The organism is Streptomyces sp. NPDC111516, assembly GCF_055635345.1.
Map to the genome: position 1 here is coordinate 149,593 of NZ_JBVKBV010000013.1, position 17,223 is coordinate 166,815.

Annotated in this window: 16 protein-coding genes and 2 pseudogenes; 11 read left to right on the plus strand and 7 right to left on the minus strand. The window is 70.2% G+C overall.

Annotated elements, in window-relative coordinates:
* Window positions 1–634 precede the first annotated feature (634 nt).
* The gene (locus ACZ7L9_RS23880) at window positions 635–1,858 is read left to right on the plus strand and encodes a glycoside hydrolase family protein (protein WP_471417881.1); all 1,224 of its coding nucleotides are present in this window, start codon (window positions 635–637) and stop codon (window positions 1,856–1,858) included.
* Between the two features lie 135 nt (window positions 1,859–1,993).
* Here the strand turns inward: ACZ7L9_RS23880 and ACZ7L9_RS23885 are convergent.
* A pseudogene (locus ACZ7L9_RS23885) lies at window positions 1,994–2,219 on the minus strand (hypothetical protein); the annotation flags it as partial.
* Here ACZ7L9_RS23885 and ACZ7L9_RS23890 point away from each other — a divergent pair.
* Together ACZ7L9_RS23890 and ACZ7L9_RS23895 are read left to right on the plus strand one after the other, a co-directional pair.
* Window positions 2,163–2,324: pseudogene (locus ACZ7L9_RS23890) on the plus strand (thymidine kinase); the annotation flags it as partial. The pseudogenes ACZ7L9_RS23885 and ACZ7L9_RS23890 overlap by 57 nt on opposite strands.
* A gap of 45 nt (window positions 2,325–2,369) precedes the next feature.
* The gene (locus ACZ7L9_RS23895) at window positions 2,370–3,242 is read left to right on the plus strand and encodes a PaaX family transcriptional regulator (RefSeq protein WP_471417884.1); all 873 of its coding nucleotides are present in this window, start codon (window positions 2,370–2,372) and stop codon (window positions 3,240–3,242) included.
* Between the two features lie 21 nt (window positions 3,243–3,263).
* On the opposite strand, the gene ACZ7L9_RS23900 is transcribed toward ACZ7L9_RS23895, so the two are convergent.
* A complete protein-coding gene (locus ACZ7L9_RS23900; RefSeq protein ID WP_471417886.1) occupies window positions 3,264–4,049 on the minus strand; it encodes a VOC family protein in 786 nt (261 codons plus the stop codon).
* Between the two features lie 235 nt (window positions 4,050–4,284).
* On the opposite strand from ACZ7L9_RS23900, the gene ACZ7L9_RS23905 reads away from it, so the two are divergent.
* A complete protein-coding gene (locus tag ACZ7L9_RS23905; protein ID WP_471417888.1) occupies window positions 4,285–5,112 on the plus strand; it encodes a sulfurtransferase in 828 nt (275 codons plus the stop codon).
* A 164-nt stretch (window positions 5,113–5,276) separates the two neighbouring features.
* On the opposite strand, the gene sepH is transcribed toward ACZ7L9_RS23905, so the two are convergent.
* Window positions 5,277–6,338 (minus strand): septation protein SepH, encoded by a 1,062-nt coding sequence (gene sepH / locus ACZ7L9_RS23910; RefSeq protein WP_471417890.1) that lies wholly within the window; start codon window positions 6,336–6,338, stop codon window positions 5,277–5,279.
* Between the two features lie 497 nt (window positions 6,339–6,835).
* On the opposite strand from sepH, the gene ACZ7L9_RS23915 reads away from it, so the two are divergent.
* Window positions 6,836–7,864 carry a hypothetical protein gene (locus tag ACZ7L9_RS23915; protein ID WP_471417892.1) on the plus strand — a complete coding sequence of 343 codons (1,029 nt, stop codon included), beginning with the start codon at window positions 6,836–6,838 and terminating at the stop codon, window positions 7,862–7,864.
* 13 nt (window positions 7,865–7,877) lie between these two features.
* On the opposite strand, the gene ACZ7L9_RS23920 is transcribed toward ACZ7L9_RS23915, so the two are convergent.
* Together ACZ7L9_RS23920 and ACZ7L9_RS23925 are read right to left on the minus strand one after the other, a co-directional pair.
* Window positions 7,878–9,197, minus strand: a complete 1,320-nt coding sequence (locus ACZ7L9_RS23920) for a D-arabinono-1,4-lactone oxidase (RefSeq protein WP_471417894.1) — start codon at window positions 9,195–9,197, stop codon at window positions 7,878–7,880.
* Complete coding sequence (locus tag ACZ7L9_RS23925; protein WP_471417896.1) at window positions 9,157–10,401, minus strand: MFS transporter; 1,245 nt, start codon at window positions 10,399–10,401, stop codon at window positions 9,157–9,159. The genes ACZ7L9_RS23920 and ACZ7L9_RS23925 overlap by 41 nt, the downstream gene beginning before the upstream one ends.
* Before the next feature lie 154 nt (window positions 10,402–10,555).
* Between ACZ7L9_RS23925 and ACZ7L9_RS23930 the strand changes: the two genes are divergently transcribed.
* Both ACZ7L9_RS23930 and ACZ7L9_RS23935 read left to right on the plus strand, forming a co-directional pair.
* Window positions 10,556–11,683, plus strand: coding sequence for a ferrochelatase (locus ACZ7L9_RS23930; protein WP_471417898.1), 1,128 nt, complete (start codon window positions 10,556–10,558; stop codon window positions 11,681–11,683).
* A gap of 33 nt (window positions 11,684–11,716) precedes the next feature.
* Window positions 11,717–12,535 carry an inositol monophosphatase family protein gene (locus tag ACZ7L9_RS23935; protein WP_471417900.1) on the plus strand — a complete coding sequence of 273 codons (819 nt, stop codon included), beginning with the start codon at window positions 11,717–11,719 and terminating at the stop codon, window positions 12,533–12,535.
* Between the two features lie 68 nt (window positions 12,536–12,603).
* Here ACZ7L9_RS23935 and ACZ7L9_RS23940 read toward each other — a convergent pair whose 3' ends face one another.
* The gene (locus ACZ7L9_RS23940) at window positions 12,604–12,777 is read right to left on the minus strand and encodes a hypothetical protein (protein ID WP_266749192.1); all 174 of its coding nucleotides are present in this window, start codon (window positions 12,775–12,777) and stop codon (window positions 12,604–12,606) included.
* A gap of 375 nt (window positions 12,778–13,152) precedes the next feature.
* Here ACZ7L9_RS23940 and ACZ7L9_RS23945 point away from each other — a divergent pair, with 375 nt between their 5' ends.
* From ACZ7L9_RS23945 to ACZ7L9_RS23960, 4 genes are all read left to right on the plus strand, one after another.
* Window positions 13,153–13,806 carry a response regulator transcription factor gene (locus tag ACZ7L9_RS23945; RefSeq protein ID WP_471417903.1) on the plus strand — a complete coding sequence of 218 codons (654 nt, stop codon included), beginning with the start codon at window positions 13,153–13,155 and terminating at the stop codon, window positions 13,804–13,806.
* Between the two features lie 6 nt (window positions 13,807–13,812).
* Window positions 13,813–15,042, plus strand: coding sequence for a sensor histidine kinase (locus ACZ7L9_RS23950; RefSeq protein ID WP_471417905.1), 1,230 nt, complete (start codon window positions 13,813–13,815; stop codon window positions 15,040–15,042).
* Between the two features lie 402 nt (window positions 15,043–15,444).
* Window positions 15,445–15,741, plus strand: a complete 297-nt coding sequence (locus ACZ7L9_RS23955) for a DUF4193 domain-containing protein (RefSeq protein WP_003965732.1) — start codon at window positions 15,445–15,447, stop codon at window positions 15,739–15,741.
* Between the two features lie 12 nt (window positions 15,742–15,753).
* The gene (locus ACZ7L9_RS23960) at window positions 15,754–16,737 is read left to right on the plus strand and encodes a hypothetical protein (protein WP_471417907.1); all 984 of its coding nucleotides are present in this window, start codon (window positions 15,754–15,756) and stop codon (window positions 16,735–16,737) included.
* Here ACZ7L9_RS23960 and ACZ7L9_RS23965 read toward each other — a convergent pair.
* The gene (locus ACZ7L9_RS23965) at window positions 16,734–17,189 is read right to left on the minus strand and encodes a DUF3093 domain-containing protein (protein WP_471417909.1); all 456 of its coding nucleotides are present in this window, start codon (window positions 17,187–17,189) and stop codon (window positions 16,734–16,736) included. The genes ACZ7L9_RS23960 and ACZ7L9_RS23965 overlap by 4 nt on opposite strands.
* Window positions 17,190–17,223: the final 34 nt, after the last annotated feature.

The following is a 17,223-nucleotide window of genomic DNA, read 5'->3' on the forward strand; positions in this document are numbered from 1 at the left end:
AGATCTGCTATCAAATCGTATAGGATTAATTCCCCTGGAAGGGTCGGTGCGTCGATAAAGGCGCTTTCGGCATTCACGAGACCGGTCCGGACTCCCCTCGGCGGCACCCAGGGGCTCCCCGGCGACAGGCTTCGCCCGGCAACGTAAAATCCGCCAAAACCCCGTCAGACAGGCTCCGCCCGCTATCGCAGCCGGTCGGGGAGGACGCCTGGGTGCGATCCGCGCGTCGAGGCCCAGAGGGCGGTGGGGTTCAGCTGACCCCGCAGGGATATCCCCCGCCCCACGTCTTGACGTTCTCTCGATGGGCGGAAGATCATATAGGTAACGCCTCGGCCGCCCTGCAGCAGGGAGACCTTCCCATGCTTTCGAGGGCACGGTTGATCGACGCTCTGGCGATCGCCGTACCTCCGACAGCCGCAAGAGCGGCTCCGCCACCTGGCAGCGAGCTGCGCAATCTCGCGTCCGGCACACCCGCCACTCGGAGCAGCGTTTTCCGCGGCGGCCACGCGGCGCGCGCTATGGGCCTCCGCCCATTGCGCAACTCCGCCAGCAGGTAATGGCGCAGGGCGAGTTGAGGAATCTCAAAAGGGGCCGATGCACGACGCCAAGCCCCAGGGACCGAAAGGAGCTGGTCTTGACCGGCAGCAATGGCATGACGCGACGCAGAGCGCTCACGACGATATCGGCGGCCCTGGCCGCCACCTCCCTCAGTGGACCGGCGGCCCTGGCCGCCACCTCCATCGATGGACCAGCGGCCACCGATGATTCCGCCGGACCGTCCTCCCCCGATTTCCAGGCAGCGATCCAGCCGGTCGACCCATCGGTGCAGATCTTCGGCACCGACGGCTGGTACACCTGGGGCGGCACCCCCATCCGCGGCCGCGACGGCGCGTACTACCTCTTCTATTCACGCTGGCAACACGGTTCGGCCGGCCGCGACCCCGACCCCTCGGAGAAGATCTTCTACGGCTTCAGCGGTTGGCTGAAGTACAGCGAGATCGCCGTCGCGGTCTCCCCGGGCCCCCAGGGTCCGTACCGGCACTTGCGAACCGTCGTGCAGGGGACGGGAGACCCCGGGCGCTGGGACCGCTACAACGCGCACAACCCGCACATCCGCTGCTTCCGCGGCCGCTACTACCTGTACTTCATCGCCAACAACCCGGCGAACACACCCGAGCCGTGGTACTCACAGCAGCCCTCTCTCTGGCTGAAGTACCACGCCGGCCAGCGCATCGGTGTGATCACCGCGCGCACCCTGGATGACCTGATCGCCGGCCGCGGTACCCGCAGCGATGTCCCCATCGCGGGTCCCGACTATGTGAACACCTTCCAGATGGTGGTCAACCCGTCCGTCACCGAGGCCCCCGCCGTGGGCGGTCGCCCCCGCTTCCTCATGACGTACAAGACGTGGAACGCCAAGGGCGTCTACATCACCGTCGTCGGCGAGTCCGACCGTCCCGAGGGCCCCTTCCCCTACACCGCCACCGCTCTGGGAACGACCGAGACCCAGGCGGAGGATCCGTATCTCTGGTACGACCATGCCGACCGCCGCTTTTACGCGATCGTCAAGGACTTCTACAACGGAGCCGACCGGTCCAAGGCGCTCACTCCCCAGTTCGGAGCGCTCGGCCTGGTCACCTCCAAGGACGGCCTCGCGTGGGAGCCGGCCGAGCACTCGGTGGTCTCGCTGAGGCAGTTGAGGCTCACCGACGGCTCGCTGATCACTCTCGGTTCGTTGGAGCGACCCCAGCTCCTCTTCGACCACAACGGCCGCCCGGTGACACTGCACGCCGCCATGGCCCGTGGCAGCACCGCTGCCGGAACCCAGAACGTCGCCATCCCGCTGCGTTGGTCGTAAGAACGCAGTCCGTGATGCGAGACCGCGTCAGCGCCCGCAGAGGCACGGCCTGATCGCCCAGTCTTCCGGGCGGGGCGGGCGCAAACGTCTCCAGTGGTGAATCGGCCTATCGGATCTACTTCTGAGGCCGCTGGATCAATAACTTCTAGGAGTACGTGGGCCGTCGAGATGGTGGGGCAGGCAAATGCCGCTGCCATCAAGGACTCCATCAGGATGTTCCATAATCCAGGACAGGCCGCCCAAGTCGAGGTGGTGCCGGGTGCGTGACGGCAACGTAGGCCAATCGAGCCTCACCGTCGTCGATCGGGCCCGGCACCGCACGTCCAGCGGTGTCTTGTTGGTCGGTGGGTGGGGCGAGGTCGGTTACGAGGCGCTCTGTCGACGCCACCACCAGCGCAGGACGACCAGCGCGAGCGCCCGCGCGGGTTCCCTCTCGCCGGACGTGCTGCCCGTCACCTCCGGCTGAACCCGTCCCTCCGGGCGTCCTGGCACGGATGCTTAGGATGACGCTGTGAACACGGTGAGCGGAACAGCGGCCGAGTCCGAACCGGGCCCACTGGGCAAGGTGCAGCCGCGGCAACTGATCGTGACGGTCTATGGGCTGTACGCGCGCGACACCGGCGGCTGGATGTCCGTGGCCTCGCTGATCCAGCTGCTCGCCGACCTCGGCGTCGAGGCACCGACCGTACGGTCCTCGGTCTCGCGGCTGAAGCGCGCCGGACTGCTCGAAGCCGAATCCGTGTCCGGAGCGGCCGGGTACCGGATCTCGCCCGAGACCGAGCGGATTCTGCGCGACGGCGATCCGCGCATCTTCGCGGCCCGAAGGGCCACCGTGGACGAGGGCTGGGTGCTGGTCGTCTTCTCCGTACCCGAGTCCGAACGCGCCAAGCGGCACACCCTGCGCACCCAGCTGACCCGGCTCGGTTTCGGTTCCGTGTCCGCCGGGGTGTGGATCGCACCGGGACACGTGCACGGCGAGGCGGAGGACATGCTGGCCCGGCACGGGCTGCGCTCGTACGCCGACCTCTTCCGGGCCGACTATCTCTCCGTGGCCGGGGTCGGGAACGGGGACCTGCCCGCGAAGGTACGTTCCTGGTGGGACACCGTCCGGCTGCAGCGGCTGTACGTCGCATTCCTCGCGGCACACCGTCCGGTGGCCGAGCGGATCGCGGTCGGCAGCCCGGTGACGGACCGCGAGGCGTTCACGACGTACATCAGGGTCCTCACCGACTGGCGCCGGCTCGTCTATCTCGACCCCGGTGTCCCGCGTGAACTGCTGCCGGCGGAGTGGAGCGGAAGCGAGGCGTCCGAACTCTTCGACGAGCTGCACACCCGGCTGGCCGGCCCTGCCCACCGGCACGTGGAACGGTCCCGGACCGGCTGACCCGCCCCGCGGGCCGGTGGCTCAGCGAGCGGCCGACCGTACGATCGTGAACATCGCGCCCTCCGGGTCCGCCACGGTCGCCACCCGGCCGTTCGACCCCTCCCGGGGCGGCTGCAGAACGTATCCGCCGAACTCCACCACACGATGCGCCGCCTCGTCGGTGTCGTCGACCTCGAAGTACGTCATCCAGTGCGGGCCGCGGTCGCGCGGCAGGCCGTGGCCGACACCGTGCAGCGAGGCCACCGGAAGGCCGTGCAGATGGAGAGTCTGGTAGTCGAAGTCGGCCGAGACGACCGCCTCCGCCTCGTAGCCGAAAACCGTCTGGTAGAACTTGCAGACCGTCGACGTCTCACGGGTCACCAGCTCGTTCCAGACCGGTGTGCCGTGGGTGCCCGCGAGCGCCGTACCGAGATGCGCGGCGGCCTGCCAGATTCCGAAGACCGCGCCGCTGGGGTCGGAAGCGATGGCGAGCCGGCCCGCCTCACCCGCATCTCCCGAGTCGAGAGGCCCGACGGCGACCGTGCCACCGCAGGAACGGATCAGTTCCGCCGTGCCGTCGGCGTCGTCGGTGGCCAGATAGGTCGTCCAGGCGACCGGCAGATGGCGGTCGGGCGGCAACTGCCCGATGCCCGCGACCACTTTCCCGTCGATCAGTGCGCGGACGTACGGACCCAGCTGGTCCGGGCCGGGCATGAACTCCCAGCCGAACAGCCGGGCGTAGAAGTCCTGGGTCGTGCTCAGCCCGTGCACGAGCAGACTCACCCAGCAAGGTGTTCCGGGCGCCCGCCGGGCGGCAGCCTCCGTCATCGTCACTCTCTCCTCGGACCATCGTGGTGGCCGTACGGGGGGAACGGGGCCGGTGTTCCGTCATGCGGTACAGGATGTGTACGCCCCGTGGAGATGTTTGCACCACCCGGCGCACGATGTGCCCCGGCCGCGCCGTACTTTCCGGGATCTCGACGGCGGGGGGGGGCGATTTGGTGTGAAACGTCCGTGTGGGTGCTGTTACGGGGGGAGAGGCTCCTGCGCGAGGATGGCACCCATGAAGCCCATCATCACCGCATCCGAATGCGCGAGCGAGTCGGCGGGGCCACGTCCGCCGGTGCTCCTGGACGTACGTTGGCAGTTGGGGGGCCCGCACGGCCGCCCCGACTACGAGGCCGGGCACATCCCCGGTGCGGTCTTTGTCGATCTGGACGCGGAACTCGCCGGTCCCGCAGGCAGCGGCGGCCGTCATCCGCTGCCCGACCCGGAGGAATTCGGTGCCGTGATGCGCCGCGCCGGTGTCTCCCGGGGCACTCCGGTGGTCGTGTACGACGGTGGCCAGGGCTGGGCGGCGGCCCGCGCATGGTGGCTGCTGCGCTGGACGGGGCACGAGGACGTCCGAGTCCTGGACGGCGGTCTCGCGGCCTGGCGGGGGGATCTCGAGACGGAGATCCCGACGCCGGCCGAGGGGGACTTCCGGCCGGTCCCCGGTGCGCTGCCGTTGCTGGACGCGGACGGGGCGGCGGTGCTGGCCCGCTCGGGGCTGCTGCTCGACGCGCGGGCCGCGGAGCGTTACCGGGGCGATGCGGAGCCGATCGACCGGGTGGGCGGCCATATCCCGGGCGCCGTGTCGGCGCCGACCTCCGAGAACACCGGGGGCGACGGCCGATTCCTGCCCGCTCCATCGCTGGCGGCCCGCTTCAAGGATCTCGGTGTGGACCGGGCGCCGGAGGTCGGCGTCTACTGCGGCTCCGGTGTCTCCGGCGCCCATGAGGTGCTGGCCCTGGCCGTCGCGGGGATCCCCGCGGCGCTGTATGCGGGCTCCTGGTCCGAGTGGTCCGCGGACGAGTCCCGCCCGGTGGCCAAGGGCCCCGACCCGCAGTAACGGAGCCCGCGTCGGCCACCGCGACCGGAACCGCCGTAACAGGATCCGGTCGCACGGGGCGCACGCGGTGCGAGGAGCGGCGCACCCGGCGCGCCGGACGCATACGGCACGAGGGCCCGAACGCAACGGCGTACGGGCCCTCGTCATTCTGCGGTCACCCCGCCTCAGTCCTGCTTCTTCCGGCGCGTACCGAAGACGATCTCGTCCCAGCTCGGTACGGCGGCCCGGCGACCCGGCCGGACGCCGTCCGCCTCGGCCTGGCGGTCCGTCGTTCCGGTCAGCCGGTCGCGATGACCGGCCACCGCCCGCGGCATCAGCACATCCGCATAGGCGGAACCGGCACCGGCGGAGGCCGCCGCAGCCGGCGGCTCGTCGGCCTCCGGCTCCTGCGCGGCGGGCTCGATGGCAGGCGGCTCGGGCGGCGCGGGACGCTCCGGCACCACCATGTCGCCACGGAAGCTCGGCACCGCCTCCAACAGGCTGGTCAGCGAATCGCGCTCACCGGCCGAGATGCCACCGATGTGCTCCTCCGGCTCGGGCATCGGGGCCGTGGGGCGCTCCATCTGGCGGTCCAGGGCGCGGTCCAGCGGCCGGTCCCGGGGCAGCCGGGCGATCCGGGGCACGAACGGGAAGCTCGGCTCGGGCGCGGCGACGTCGTCGGTCTCGCCGATCAGCGACCGGGCCTCGTCGTCCACGGCCTGGACCAGTCGGCGCGGCGCGTCGTACGTCCAGCTCGCCGAGTGCGGCTCGCCCGCGACCCGATAGACCAGCAGGACCTCCCAGGTGCCGTCGTCACGGCGCCACGAGTCCCACTGGACGGTCTCCTTGTCGGCGCCGCGCAGCAGCAACCGCTCCTGCACCGCCTCGCCGAGCTGGGGGCCGGTGTTCTCGCCGGGACGGCGTACGGGAGTCTTCCGGGCCCGCTCGGCCATGAAGGCGCGCTCCGCGAGCACGGGGCCCTCGAAACGGCGGACACGGTCGACCGGAATCCCGGCGAACTGGGCGACCTCCTCCGCGGAGGCACCTGCTCGTATCCGGGCCTGGATGTCGCGGGGGCGGAGGTGGCTCTCCACCTCGATCTCGATCTGGCCGAGCCGCGCGCGGTCGTTGCGCACGGCGGCTCGCAGCCGCTCGTCGATCGGAAGCGTGTACTCCGTGCTGTCCGCAGCCTTGAGCACCAGTCGTGTGCCGTCGTTGGAGACGGCCACGACACGCAGTTCGGGCATGGGGACCTCCCGGGTGGTGCCTGCCGACGTCACGTGCGTCGCTGCTTCCGCTAGTCGAGTGTGGCCTGCCCGGGTGCAGCCTGCCACAACATTGCCGTGTTGCCCGGCGTGTCGGGCGTGAGCCCTTGATCGCCGGTATGACACGGTGACCTATTGTGCAACACAAAGTGATCGGTGGTCACTTCATGTAGCCAGTCCCCGTGCGATGCCGTGGCGCCGCCGGATCGAGTGCCTCCTTCGGCCCCCTCCCGAAGATCCCGGACGCCCACATGGGAGTCCGGCCCCAGGGCTCGCCACAGTACTCCATTCGGGCCATGTGGGTGGACCGCCGCGCCGCCGAACTTCTCGTGAGGTGCGGGAGTCGGGTCGCCCGACGGGGTGCGGGGCGCCCGTCACGCGTGTCCTGCTTCACAGAATCTCCCGAAGTGGAACTATTCACTTCGTTCAAATGTCCCTTCCTGTTGCATGGTGGGAGAGATGTCAATCAAGGGCTGGAAATGGTGCAGAAGCCGGAAAGTGACATAGAGCCCAAGGAAAGGCGTATAGATCTGAGCCTGCCCCAGGTGGCGGGCAGCGCCCTGGCGGCGGTCGCGGCAGCGGTGGCGGCCTCCAAGCTGGGCGTGTACGGAACGATCCTCGGCGCCGGAGTGATGAGCGTCGTCGCCACCTGCGGCGGTTCGATCTTCCAGCACTTCTTCCGCCGCACCGGGGAACAGATCCGCGAGGTGACGGTCCAGGCGAAGCATCCCGGCCGTGAGGCGACCGTACAGACACGTGGGACGAGCGACCCGCGTGCGGCGCAGGGGGCGCGTCGGCCACCGGCCGGAACGCCTGACGGAGCCATGGACGCGACCACGATGATGCGCGGCGTGGACGCCACGACCGTGCGCGGCGAGACGGACGCCACGACCGTACTGCGCAACGTGGCCGACGATCCGGACCGTACGCGGCTGCTGAGGCCGCTCGACGGGACGCGGTTGCTCACCACGGTCCATCCGGAGCCGGACGAGGAGTTCTCCGAAGCCACTACCCACGGCACCCGTATCCGTGGCTGGAAGCGGTCGGCGCTCGCGGCGGCCGTGGTCTTCGCCGTGACGATGGCCGGGATCACCACCTTCGAGCTGGTCTCCGGCAACGACCTGAGCGGCGGTCAGGGAACCACCGTCGGCTCCGTCGTACGCGGGGGGCGGGGTGCCGGGTCGAACGACCCGGCACCGGCCACCGGCACCGACCCCGGCCAGGAGCGGAGCCCGGGCCGGGAGAGCGGCGCGACACCCGGTACGGACTCGCAGGGCGGGCAGAGCCGGAACCCGGACTCCGGTCAGGGCGACCGTCCCCCGGCCGATCCGACGCCCAGCCCCACGCAGTCCGGCAACACCGGACAGACGAACCCGTCCCCGGCGGCCACGCCGTCTCCGGCGGTCCCCGTCCCCGGTGGCAGCGCCGACCCGAACCCCTCGGGTGCGGGCGTCGCCCCGGCGCAGGGCGACGGAGCCACCACTACCGGCACGGGCACAGGACAGTGAACGGCCGCGCCGCTCAGTCGCCCAGCACCCGGCGCAGATAGTCGTTGCCGAAGAGCCGGTCCGGGTCCAGCCGGTCGCGTACGGCGGTGAACTCGCCGAACCGCGGGTACACCCCGGCGAGGTACTCGGCGTCGCGGGTGTTGACCTTGCCCCAGTGCGGGCGGCCGGCATGGGCGGTCATGATCCGCTCGACGACCGTGAAGTACGCCTGGTAGGGCGTGCCCTTGTAGAGGTGGACGGCGATGTACGCGCTCTCCCGGCCCGAGGCCGTGGAGAGCGCGATGTCGTCCGCGGGGGCGGTACGGACCTCCACCGGGAAGCTGATCCGCAGCGGCGAACGCTCCACCATCGCCTTGACCTCGCGCAGCGCCTCCACGGCGGCCTCGCGCGGCAGCGCGTACTCCATCTCCACGAAACGGACCCGGCGCGGACTCGTGAAGACCTTGTACGGGATGTCGGTGTACGTGCGGGCGGACAGGGCACGACTGGAGAGCTTGGCGATCGACGGAATGGTGGCGGGCACCGCTCGGCCGAGCGAACACGCCACCTGGAAGATGCCGTTGGAGAGGAACTCGTCCTCGATCCAGCCGCTGACCCTTCCGGGCGGGGCGGCGGGGCCCGTACTGCGGTTGTTGCGCTTGGTATTGCAGTTGCCGGTGTGCGGGAACCAGTAGAACTCGAAGTGCTCGTTCTCGGCGACCAGCTCGTCGAAGCCGGCCGTGACCCGGTCGAAGCTCATCGGTTCCTCACGGGCCGTCAGCAGGAAGACCGGTTCCACGGCGAAGGTGATCGCCGTGACGACCCCCAGGGCGCCGAGCCCGATCCGGGCGACGGCGAAGATGTCGGCATTCTCCTTCTCCGAACAGGTCAACACCGTGCCGTCGGCCGTGACCAGTTCGAGGGCACGGATCTGCGCGGATATGGACGCCGAGTCCCGGCCGGTGCCGTGGGTGCCGGTCGAGGTGGCCCCGGCGACCGTCTGCTCCATGATGTCGCCCATGTTGGTGAGCGACAGGCCCTCCCGTGCCAGGGCGGTGTTCAGCCGCTTCAGCGGAGTGCCGGCCTCGACGGTCACGGTCATCGCCGCACGGTCGATCTCCCGGATGCCGGTGAGGAGATCGGGACGGATCAGCACGCCGTCGGTGGCCGCCGTCGCGGTGAAGGAGTGTCCGGTGCCGACCGGCTTCACCCTCAGGCCGTCCTCGGACGCCCGGCGCAGCACTTCGGCGAGCTCCGCCACGGAGGCGGGGGACACGGCTCGTACCGGACGCGAGCTGACATTCCCCGCCCAGTTACGCCACGCGCTCGTCGTCCGTGCGTCGGTTTCGGTCATCTTCCGCGCGCCCTTCCGTAGGAACCGGCCCGCTGAGCCGGCGATATCCCAGGAACGCCACCGCGGCCGCGAGTGCTCCCGCCACGGCAGGCACCGCGTACCCCGCCTCGGCCCCGGACGCGTCGACCACCCAGCCGGCGGCCGAGGAGCCGAGCGCCACACCGACGGCGAGCCCGGTGCTGGTCCAGGTCATGCCCTCGGTCAGTTTCGTGCGCGGTACGTGCTGCTCGACGAGGGCCATGGTGGTGACCATCGTCGGTGCGATGGCGAGGCCCGCGACAAAGAGCGCCACGGCCAGAAACGGGAGGCTCCCGGCCAGTTGGAGGGGGATCATACTCACGGCCATCGCGCACACGCCCACCAGCCAACGGTTGGACGCCTTCCCCTTGAGGCGCAGCAGGCCGAAAACGGCGCCGGCCAGGCAGGAGCCCAGCGCGTACACGGCCAGCACGAGGCTCGCCGCGGCCTTGTGGCCCTGTTCCTCGGCGAACGCCACCGTCACCACGTCGACCGCCCCGAAGATCGCACCGGTCGCCACGAACGTCACCACGAGCACCTGGAGGCCCCGGGCGCGCAGCGCGGTGCCGCCGGTGTGCTGCTCGCGAGGATGCGGCACCGGCTCGGTGGCGCGCTGCGCGGTCAACCAGAAGACGCCGACCAGCAGGAACCCGGCCGCGATGAGCGGCCCAGCCTCCGGGAACCAGGCGGTGGACAGGCCGATCGAGATGATCGGCCCGAAGATGAAGCACACCTCGTCGACGATCGACTCCCACGAGTACGCGGTGTGCAGCTGCTGCGGCGAACCGCGGTAGATCTCCGCCCAGCGCGCCCGGATCATCGAACCCACGCTGGGGACGCAGCCCGCGCCCGCCGCGAAGACGAAGAGCGACCAGTCCGGCAGCCGCTGCTGCGCGCAGATCAGCAGACCGGCCACCGCCGCCAGCGCGACGAAGGTGGCGGGACGCAGAACGCGGCGCTGCCCGTGCCGGTCGACGAGCCGGGAGATCTGCGGTCCGACCACCGCCGCCGACATCGCCAGCGTCGCGGAGAGCGCACCGGCGAGCCCATAACGGCCGGTGAGCTGCGAAACCATGGTCACCACACCGATGCCCATCATGGACAGCGGCATACGGCCGAGGAATCCGGCCGCCGAGAACCCCTTGGTGCCGGGGGCGGCGAAAATCGCGCGGTAGGGACTGGGCAAGGAAGGCTCCGGAACAGCGTGATCGCACGCGCCTGTAATGCGTGAATGTGGCCGGTACAGCTTACGGTCGGGTCGGCCGGTCCGACACAGGGGTCGGCCGGGGAACCGAACGTCGGTTGGAGCGCTGTCCGAGGCGAGTGGCAGGATCGCTGTCATGTCCGATCTGCGCGATCCCGCTCCCTACGACGCCCTGCTGCTGCTCTCCTTCGGCGGCCCCGAAGGCCCGGACGACGTGGTCCCGTTCCTGGCGAACGTGACCCGTGGCCGTGGCATCCCCGAGGAGCGGCTGAAGGAGGTCGGCAAGCACTACTTCCTGTTCGGCGGCGTCAGCCCGATCAACGCCCAGAACAGAGCCCTGCTGGACGCCCTGCGCGGGGACTTCGCGGAGCACGGACTCGACCTGCCGGTGTACTGGGGCAACCGCAACTGGGCGCCGTACCTCACCGACACCCTGCGCGAGATGGTCAAGGACGGGCACCGCCGCGTCGCCGTCCTCGCCACCAGCGCCTACGCCTCGTACTCGGGCTGCCGGCAGTACCGCGAGAACCTTGCCGAGTCACTGGCCGCCCTGGGGGCCGAGGGCCTGCCCGTGCCGCGGGTCGACAAGCTCCGGCACTACTTCAACCATCCCGGATTCGTACGGCCCATGGTGGACGGTGTCCTCGCCTCCCTGGCCGATCTCCCCGAGGACGTACGGGCCGGGGCACACCTCGCGTTCACCACGCACTCCATCCCCACCTCCGCCGCCGACACCTCCGGCCCGGTGGAGGAGCACGGCGACGGCGGAGCCTATGTCGCCGAGCACCTGGACGTCGCCCGCCTGATCGTCGACGCGGTGCGCGAGGAGACCGGCGTCGAGCACCCCTGGCAGCTCGTCTACCAGTCGCGCAGTGGCGCCCCGCACATCCCGTGGCTGGAGCCCGACATCTGCGACCACCTGGAGACGCTGCACGGAGACGGCGTCCCCGCCGTGGTGATGGCCCCCATCGGTTTCGTCTCGGACCACATGGAAGTGCTGTACGACCTCGACACGGAGGCCACCGCGAAGGCCGCCGAGCTCGGGCTTCCGGTGCGCAGGTCCGCGACCGTGGGGGCGGATCCGCGGTTCGCCGCGGCCGTGCGCGACCTGGTGCTGGAGCGCGCCGCCACCGAACAGGGGCGTGGCGCGCAGCGGTGCGCGCTGGGAGCGCTCGGCCCGAGCCATGACCTCTGCCCGGTCGGCTGCTGTCCGGCCCGGGCCGTCAAGCCCGCCGCCGCAGGCGCCGACAGCCCGTACGCGTAGCCCCTGCCGTTTGCCTGGAGACCCTGGAGCATCGTGACCGACCCGAACCTGTCCGACCTGCTCGACCTCGCCCTGGAGGCCGCCCGCCGCGCCGGTGCGCTGCTGCGCGACGGCCGCCCCGCCGACCTGGGCGTGGCCGCGACCAAGTCCAGCCCGATCGACGTCGTCACCGAGATGGACATCGCCGCCGAGAAGCTGATCACCGGCTTCCTGACCGAGCGCCGCCCCCGGGACGGCTTTCTCGGCGAGGAGGGGGCAAGTGCCGAGGGCAGCAGCGGTATCCGCTGGGTCATCGACCCGCTCGACGGCACCGTGAACTACCTGTACGGACTGCCCACGTGGGCCGTCTCCATCGCCGCCGAACGGGACGGCGAGCGGGTCGTGGGTGTCGTGGAGGCCCCGATGCGCCGTGAGACGTACCAGGCGGTGCTCGGCGCAGGCGCCCACGCGAAGGGCGGCGTGTACGGCGAGGGCGCCGCACTGCGCTGCCGGCCCGCGCCGCCGCTCGACCAGGCGCTCGTCTCGACCGGCTTCAACTACGTCGGCCACGTCCGTGCGCACCAGGCGGACGTGGCCCAGCAGCTGATCCCGCGGCTGCGCGACATCCGGCGCAGCGGTTCCGCCGCGGTGGACCTCTGCGATGTGGCCGCGGGGCGCCTCGACGGCTACTACGAGCGCGGGCTCCATCCGTGGGACCTGGCGGCCGGTGACCTCATCGCCCGCGAGGCGGGGGCGTACACCGGCGGCCGTCCCGGGCGGCCCGCCGACGGAGACCTGACGGTCGCCGCGACGCCGGGTGTCTTCGAGCCGCTGCAGGCCCTGCTGGAGGAGCTCGGCGCCTGGCACGACTAGAACTCTTCCCGGCGCGCGAGGAGGGCCTCTGACGCCGGATACGGCGTCAGAGGCCCTCCTCGCGCGGCTCAGGCGCTGGTGGCGCCGATTTCGACGCCGTGCTCGGCGGCGAGGCGGTGCAGGTCGTCCAGCTCGCCCTGCTCGACATCCGCGAGGAAGTCGTCGCCCGTCTCCCGAGCTTTCGTGAGGTCGGACTCGGTGGTCTTGATGCGTTGCAGCAGACCGGCGGTGAAAGCGTCCATAATGCGCCCCCTCATCGTGGGTCGGTGGCACGGGGGTGTGCCCGGGTTTCCCTCCGCACGGAGGCGGTAGGGCGGGTGATCACGCGCTCTCCGGGGACGGAGTGGCCTGTGGCACGCCACATTCGAGGCGTGATCGCGGGTGTGCATGCGTCCTCCCCGGCACCAAGCTCAGAGAAACCTCAACTGGCCCGGAAATCCTGTGGATTCCCCGGGGCCGGGGCGGGCGAGCGCCGCCTTACCTCCGGTTTATGCGCGTTGCGGGCAGGATGGAGCAGCACAGACCGATGCTGATGAGCGGCCGCATCACGGACCGTGGGCGCATCGAGACGTTCTGAAGTTACCTATCTAGTGAAGTTTCTAAGGAAGGACAGCGCCGTGCGCGTACTCGTCGTGGAGGACGAGCAGCTGCTCGCCGATGCGGTGGCCACCGGATTGCGCCGTGAGGCCATGGCCGTCGATGTCGTATACGACGGTGCCGCGGCCGTGGAACGCGTCGAGGTCAACGACTACGACGTCGTGGTGCTGGACCGGGACCTCCCCCTGGTGCACGGCGACGACGTCTGTCGGCGGATCGTCGAGCTGGGCATGCCCACCCGAGTGCTCATGCTCACCGCGTCCGGGGACGTCAGCGACCGGGTGGAGGGGCTGGAGCTGGGCGCCGACGACTATCTGCCCAAGCCGTTCGCCTTCAGCGAGCTCACCGCGCGGGTGCGGGCGCTGGGCCGGCGGACGACGGTGGCGCTGCCGCCCGTCCTGGAGCGCGCCGGGATCAAGCTCGACCCCAACCGCCGCGAGGTCTTCCGGGGCGAGACCGAGATCCAGCTCGCGCCGAAGGAATTCGCCGTGCTGGAGGTCCTGATGCGCAGCGAGGGCGCGGTCGTCTCGGCCGAGCAGCTGCTGGAGAAGGCCTGGGACGAGAACACCGACCCGTTCACCAATGTCGTCCGCGTCACCGTCATGACGCTGCGTCGCAAGCTCGGCGAGCCGCCGGTGATCGTCACCGTGCCCGGCTCCGGCTACCGGATCTGAGCGCCGATGCCCAGCGTCCCGGCGCCCCCGACGGCGCCCCCGAAGCCCACCTGGGAGCCCAAACAGCAGGAGCCGCCCTACTGGCTGCGTCCGACCATCCGTATACGGCTCACGCTGCTCTACGGCGGCATGTTCCTGATCGCGGGCATCCTGCTGCTCTCGATCATCTACATGCTGGCCGCCCAGGCCCTCCATGTGGGCAGCGAGCTGCCGTTCAAGATCGTGAGCGGCCAGGTCACCAGCGACGTCTGCAACTTCAACGCGAAGTCCACGCCCGACGCCTTCAACGCGGCCATGAACACCTGTGTCAACCACCAGCGCCAGCGTGCGCTGGACACCCTCCTGAACCGGTCGCTGCTGGCCCTGGTCGGCCTCAGCGTCATCGCCTTCGCCTTCGGCTACGCCATGGCGGGCCGGGTGCTCTCCCCGCTGGGCCGGATCACCCGCACCGCCCGCCGGGTGGCCGGAACCGATCTGTCGCGCCGGATCGAGCTGGACGGCCCGGACGATGAGCTGAAGGAGCTCGCCGACACCTTCGACGAGATGCTCGACCGCCTTGAGCGGGCCTTCACCGCCCAGCAGAGATTCGTCGGGAACGCGTCGCACGAACTGCGCACCCCGCTCGCCATCAACCGCACGCTGCTGGAGGTCCATCTCTCCGATCCCCAGGCCCCGCCGGAGCTGAAACAGCTGGGCAAGACCCTGCTGGCCACCAACGAGCGCAGCGAGCAGCTGGTCGAGGGCCTGCTGCTGCTCGCCCGCAGTGACAACCAGATCGTCGAGCGCAAACCCGTCGACCTCGCCGAGGTGGCCTCGCGTGCGATCGACCAGACGCGCGGCGAGGCCGAGGAGCGCGGCGTGGAGATCCGCGGCGAGCGGGCCCCCGCCGTCGTCCAGGGCAACGGCGTCCTGCTGGAACGGATCGCGCTGAACCTCGTACAGAACGCCGTGCGCTACAACGTCCCGGAGCAGGGCTGGGTGGAGGTCACCACCGAGCTGCAGTCCGGCCAGGCCCTGCTGGTGGTCTCGAACACGGGACCCGTGGTGCCCGCCTACGAGATCGACAACCTCTTCGAGCCCTTCAGGCGGCTCCGTACGGAGCGAACGGGCAGCGACAAGGGGGTGGGGCTCGGCCTGTCGATCGCGAGGTCCGTGGCGCGCGCTCACGGCGGCCGCATCCTCGCGGAACCCCGCGAGGGGGGTGGTCTTGTGATGCGTGTCTCACTGCCGGTCTGACGGGCCGGGCGGAGCGATCCGCACACGAATTACGTGTTCGCTTTGAGCGGAATTTTCGGGACCCGCGCCAAAGTGGACGTGTGTGATCGATCACAGGAGCGAATTCAGGCACGTCAACGCTCCGTGATCAGGGCCTTCACCGGAAAACCCGCAAAAGTCGGGGTTTTCGGGGGTCGATATCACGGGAAGTACACGGGGTGGCGCCCGTGAAGCGCGATACCGGGACCGTGTACGGTCCCCATCGCCACCCAAGCCGACCGCTCACGAGCGGTCCTTTTGGGTGTCGATTGAGTAACAGACCTTGATGTGAGGCAAAATCTCCGCCTCGGGTCGGGCACAAGTCCGGCCTCTCACGCGTTACGTGCGCTGAGACACCGCAGACACCCAGAGGGGGAGAGCGACATGGCAACGGATTACGACACCCCACGCAAGACCGATGACGACGTCGACCAGGACAGCCTTGAAGAGCTCAAGGCGCGCCGGAGCGACAAGACGGCGTCCGCCGTCGACGTCGACGAGTTCGACGCGGCCGAAGGACTGGAGCTGCCCGGCGCAGACCTGTCCAACGAAGAACTGGCCGTAAGGGTCCTGCCCAAGCAAGCCGACGAGTTCACGTGCATGAGCTGCTTCCTCGTGCACCACAGGAGCCAGCTTGCACGCGAGAAGAACGGCCAGCCGATCTGCCGCGACTGCGACTAGGTCGGGCCGACCGTGGCAGGCGACACACCGTTCCGGAAGCGACGCTTGCGGCGCACATGGTCGTCGGAGGCGAATCAGGGCGGCACAGGCCTGGCAGAAGGCGTAGCAGCGCCTGCTGAGCGGTCCGCCCTGCCACCCTCCCGGGGTGAGCGGGACGACGAGCGGGGCCGGTGGGCCTCGCTCGAAGCAGTCACGGCAGCCGAAGGAAGAGAAGAAGTCGACACGGCCGATGGGGCCGGACAGGTCGACAGGACGGAGCCCGTGACCGGGGCAGGCCGTCTGAGTTCAGTGAAACGGGGAGCACGCAAGGGCGGGGAGAGCGCCAGGGCCGCGATCGGTCATATCGCCGACCTGATCATCCAGAACGCTCCCCGCATCCCTGTGCGTGATCTCGCCACCCTGCGCAAGCAGTTCCCGGGCCTCGGGCCCGAGGAGCTCGCCGACAAGCTCATCGCAGGGGCGAGCAAAGCCACCGCAACCGTCGGTGCCGGTATCGGCGCGGCGGCCATGATGCCCGTACCGCCCGCCATGCTCGCCGAGCTGGCGGCGGAGATCAGCGGCGTGGCCGCGATCGAGATGAAGCTCATCGCCGAGCTGTACGAGGTCTACGGGCTGCGCCCACCGGGCGGCCTCACCCAGCGTTCCGGCGCCTACCTCACGTCCTGGACGGAGGAGCGCGGCATCGACGTCACCCACCCGGCGACGGTCGACGCGGCGCTGGGCGGCCGGATGAAGCGTGAGCTGCGCCAGCAGATCGCAAAGCGCATGGTGCGCGATCTGCCGAATCTCGTCCCGTTCCTGGTCGGCGCCGCCGTCGGCGCGATGATGAACCGGCGCGACACCAGAAAGCTCGCCGAACGGGTCAGAAAGGACCTGCGCAAGCGCCAGATCCCCTGGGACCGGCTTCCGCCGCAGCCTCCGCTGGAGCGGCCGGGCCTCCACCGCGAGGAACCGCAAGGAACTACCGGGCGAGCTGAAGAGCCAGGGCCTCTCTAAGCTCGTACCGCGCTGAGCGCCGCGACCAGGGCCTGCGGCTCGCGGGTCGAGAGATAGACGTACGGCGTCGGGTCCTGCGGGTCTGTGATCTCCACCCGGACCGCCGTCGGGATGTAGCTGCGCAGCAGCATGAACGCGCGGGTGTCCGCCTTGTACGAGCGCCACGCGCGGGCCTCCTCCGCGTCCAGCACCTCGGCGTCGCCGAGCGCCGTCAGCGGAATCCGCGCGTCACCGGCCACCAGGGCGCCCGCGACCACGCGGATCCTGGCCGAGCCGTAGGAGCTCACCGCGACCGCCGACAGGGCCGTCCCGCCCACCAGGCCGGCCAGCAGCGGCAGCGTGCCGAGCGGCAGCAGCATCAGGGCACAGGCGATGCCGACCAGGAAGGCGATGAGCCACCACGAACGGGGCGCGGTCAGTCGTTCGTCGAAGGGCGGGGTGGAAGGCTGCATGGACCCAAGCTTGGCACGGCGCGACCCCCGGGTG

Coding starts and splice junctions, on each gene's coding strand:
- ACZ7L9_RS23900 (WP_471417886.1), bottom strand. CDS start 4,049: ATGACGGAGGCTGCCGCCCGGCGGGCGCCCGGAACACCTTGCTGGGTG.
- ACZ7L9_RS23905 (WP_471417888.1), top strand. CDS start 4,285: ATGAAGCCCATCATCACCGCATCCGAATGCGCGAGCGAGTCGGCGGGG.
- sepH (WP_471417890.1), bottom strand. CDS start 6,338: ATGCCCGAACTGCGTGTCGTGGCCGTCTCCAACGACGGCACACGACTG.
- ACZ7L9_RS23915 (WP_471417892.1), top strand. CDS start 6,836: ATGGTGCAGAAGCCGGAAAGTGACATAGAGCCCAAGGAAAGGCGTATA.
- ACZ7L9_RS23920 (WP_471417894.1), bottom strand. CDS start 9,197: ATGACCGAAACCGACGCACGGACGACGAGCGCGTGGCGTAACTGGGCG.
- ACZ7L9_RS23930 (WP_471417898.1), top strand. CDS start 10,556: ATGTCCGATCTGCGCGATCCCGCTCCCTACGACGCCCTGCTGCTGCTC.
- ACZ7L9_RS23940 (WP_266749192.1), bottom strand. CDS start 12,777: ATGGACGCTTTCACCGCCGGTCTGCTGCAACGCATCAAGACCACCGAG.
- ACZ7L9_RS23950 (WP_471417905.1), top strand. CDS start 13,813: ATGCCCAGCGTCCCGGCGCCCCCGACGGCGCCCCCGAAGCCCACCTGG.
- ACZ7L9_RS23955 (WP_003965732.1), top strand. CDS start 15,445: ATGGCAACGGATTACGACACCCCACGCAAGACCGATGACGACGTCGAC.
- ACZ7L9_RS23965 (WP_471417909.1), bottom strand. CDS start 17,189: ATGCAGCCTTCCACCCCGCCCTTCGACGAACGACTGACCGCGCCCCGT.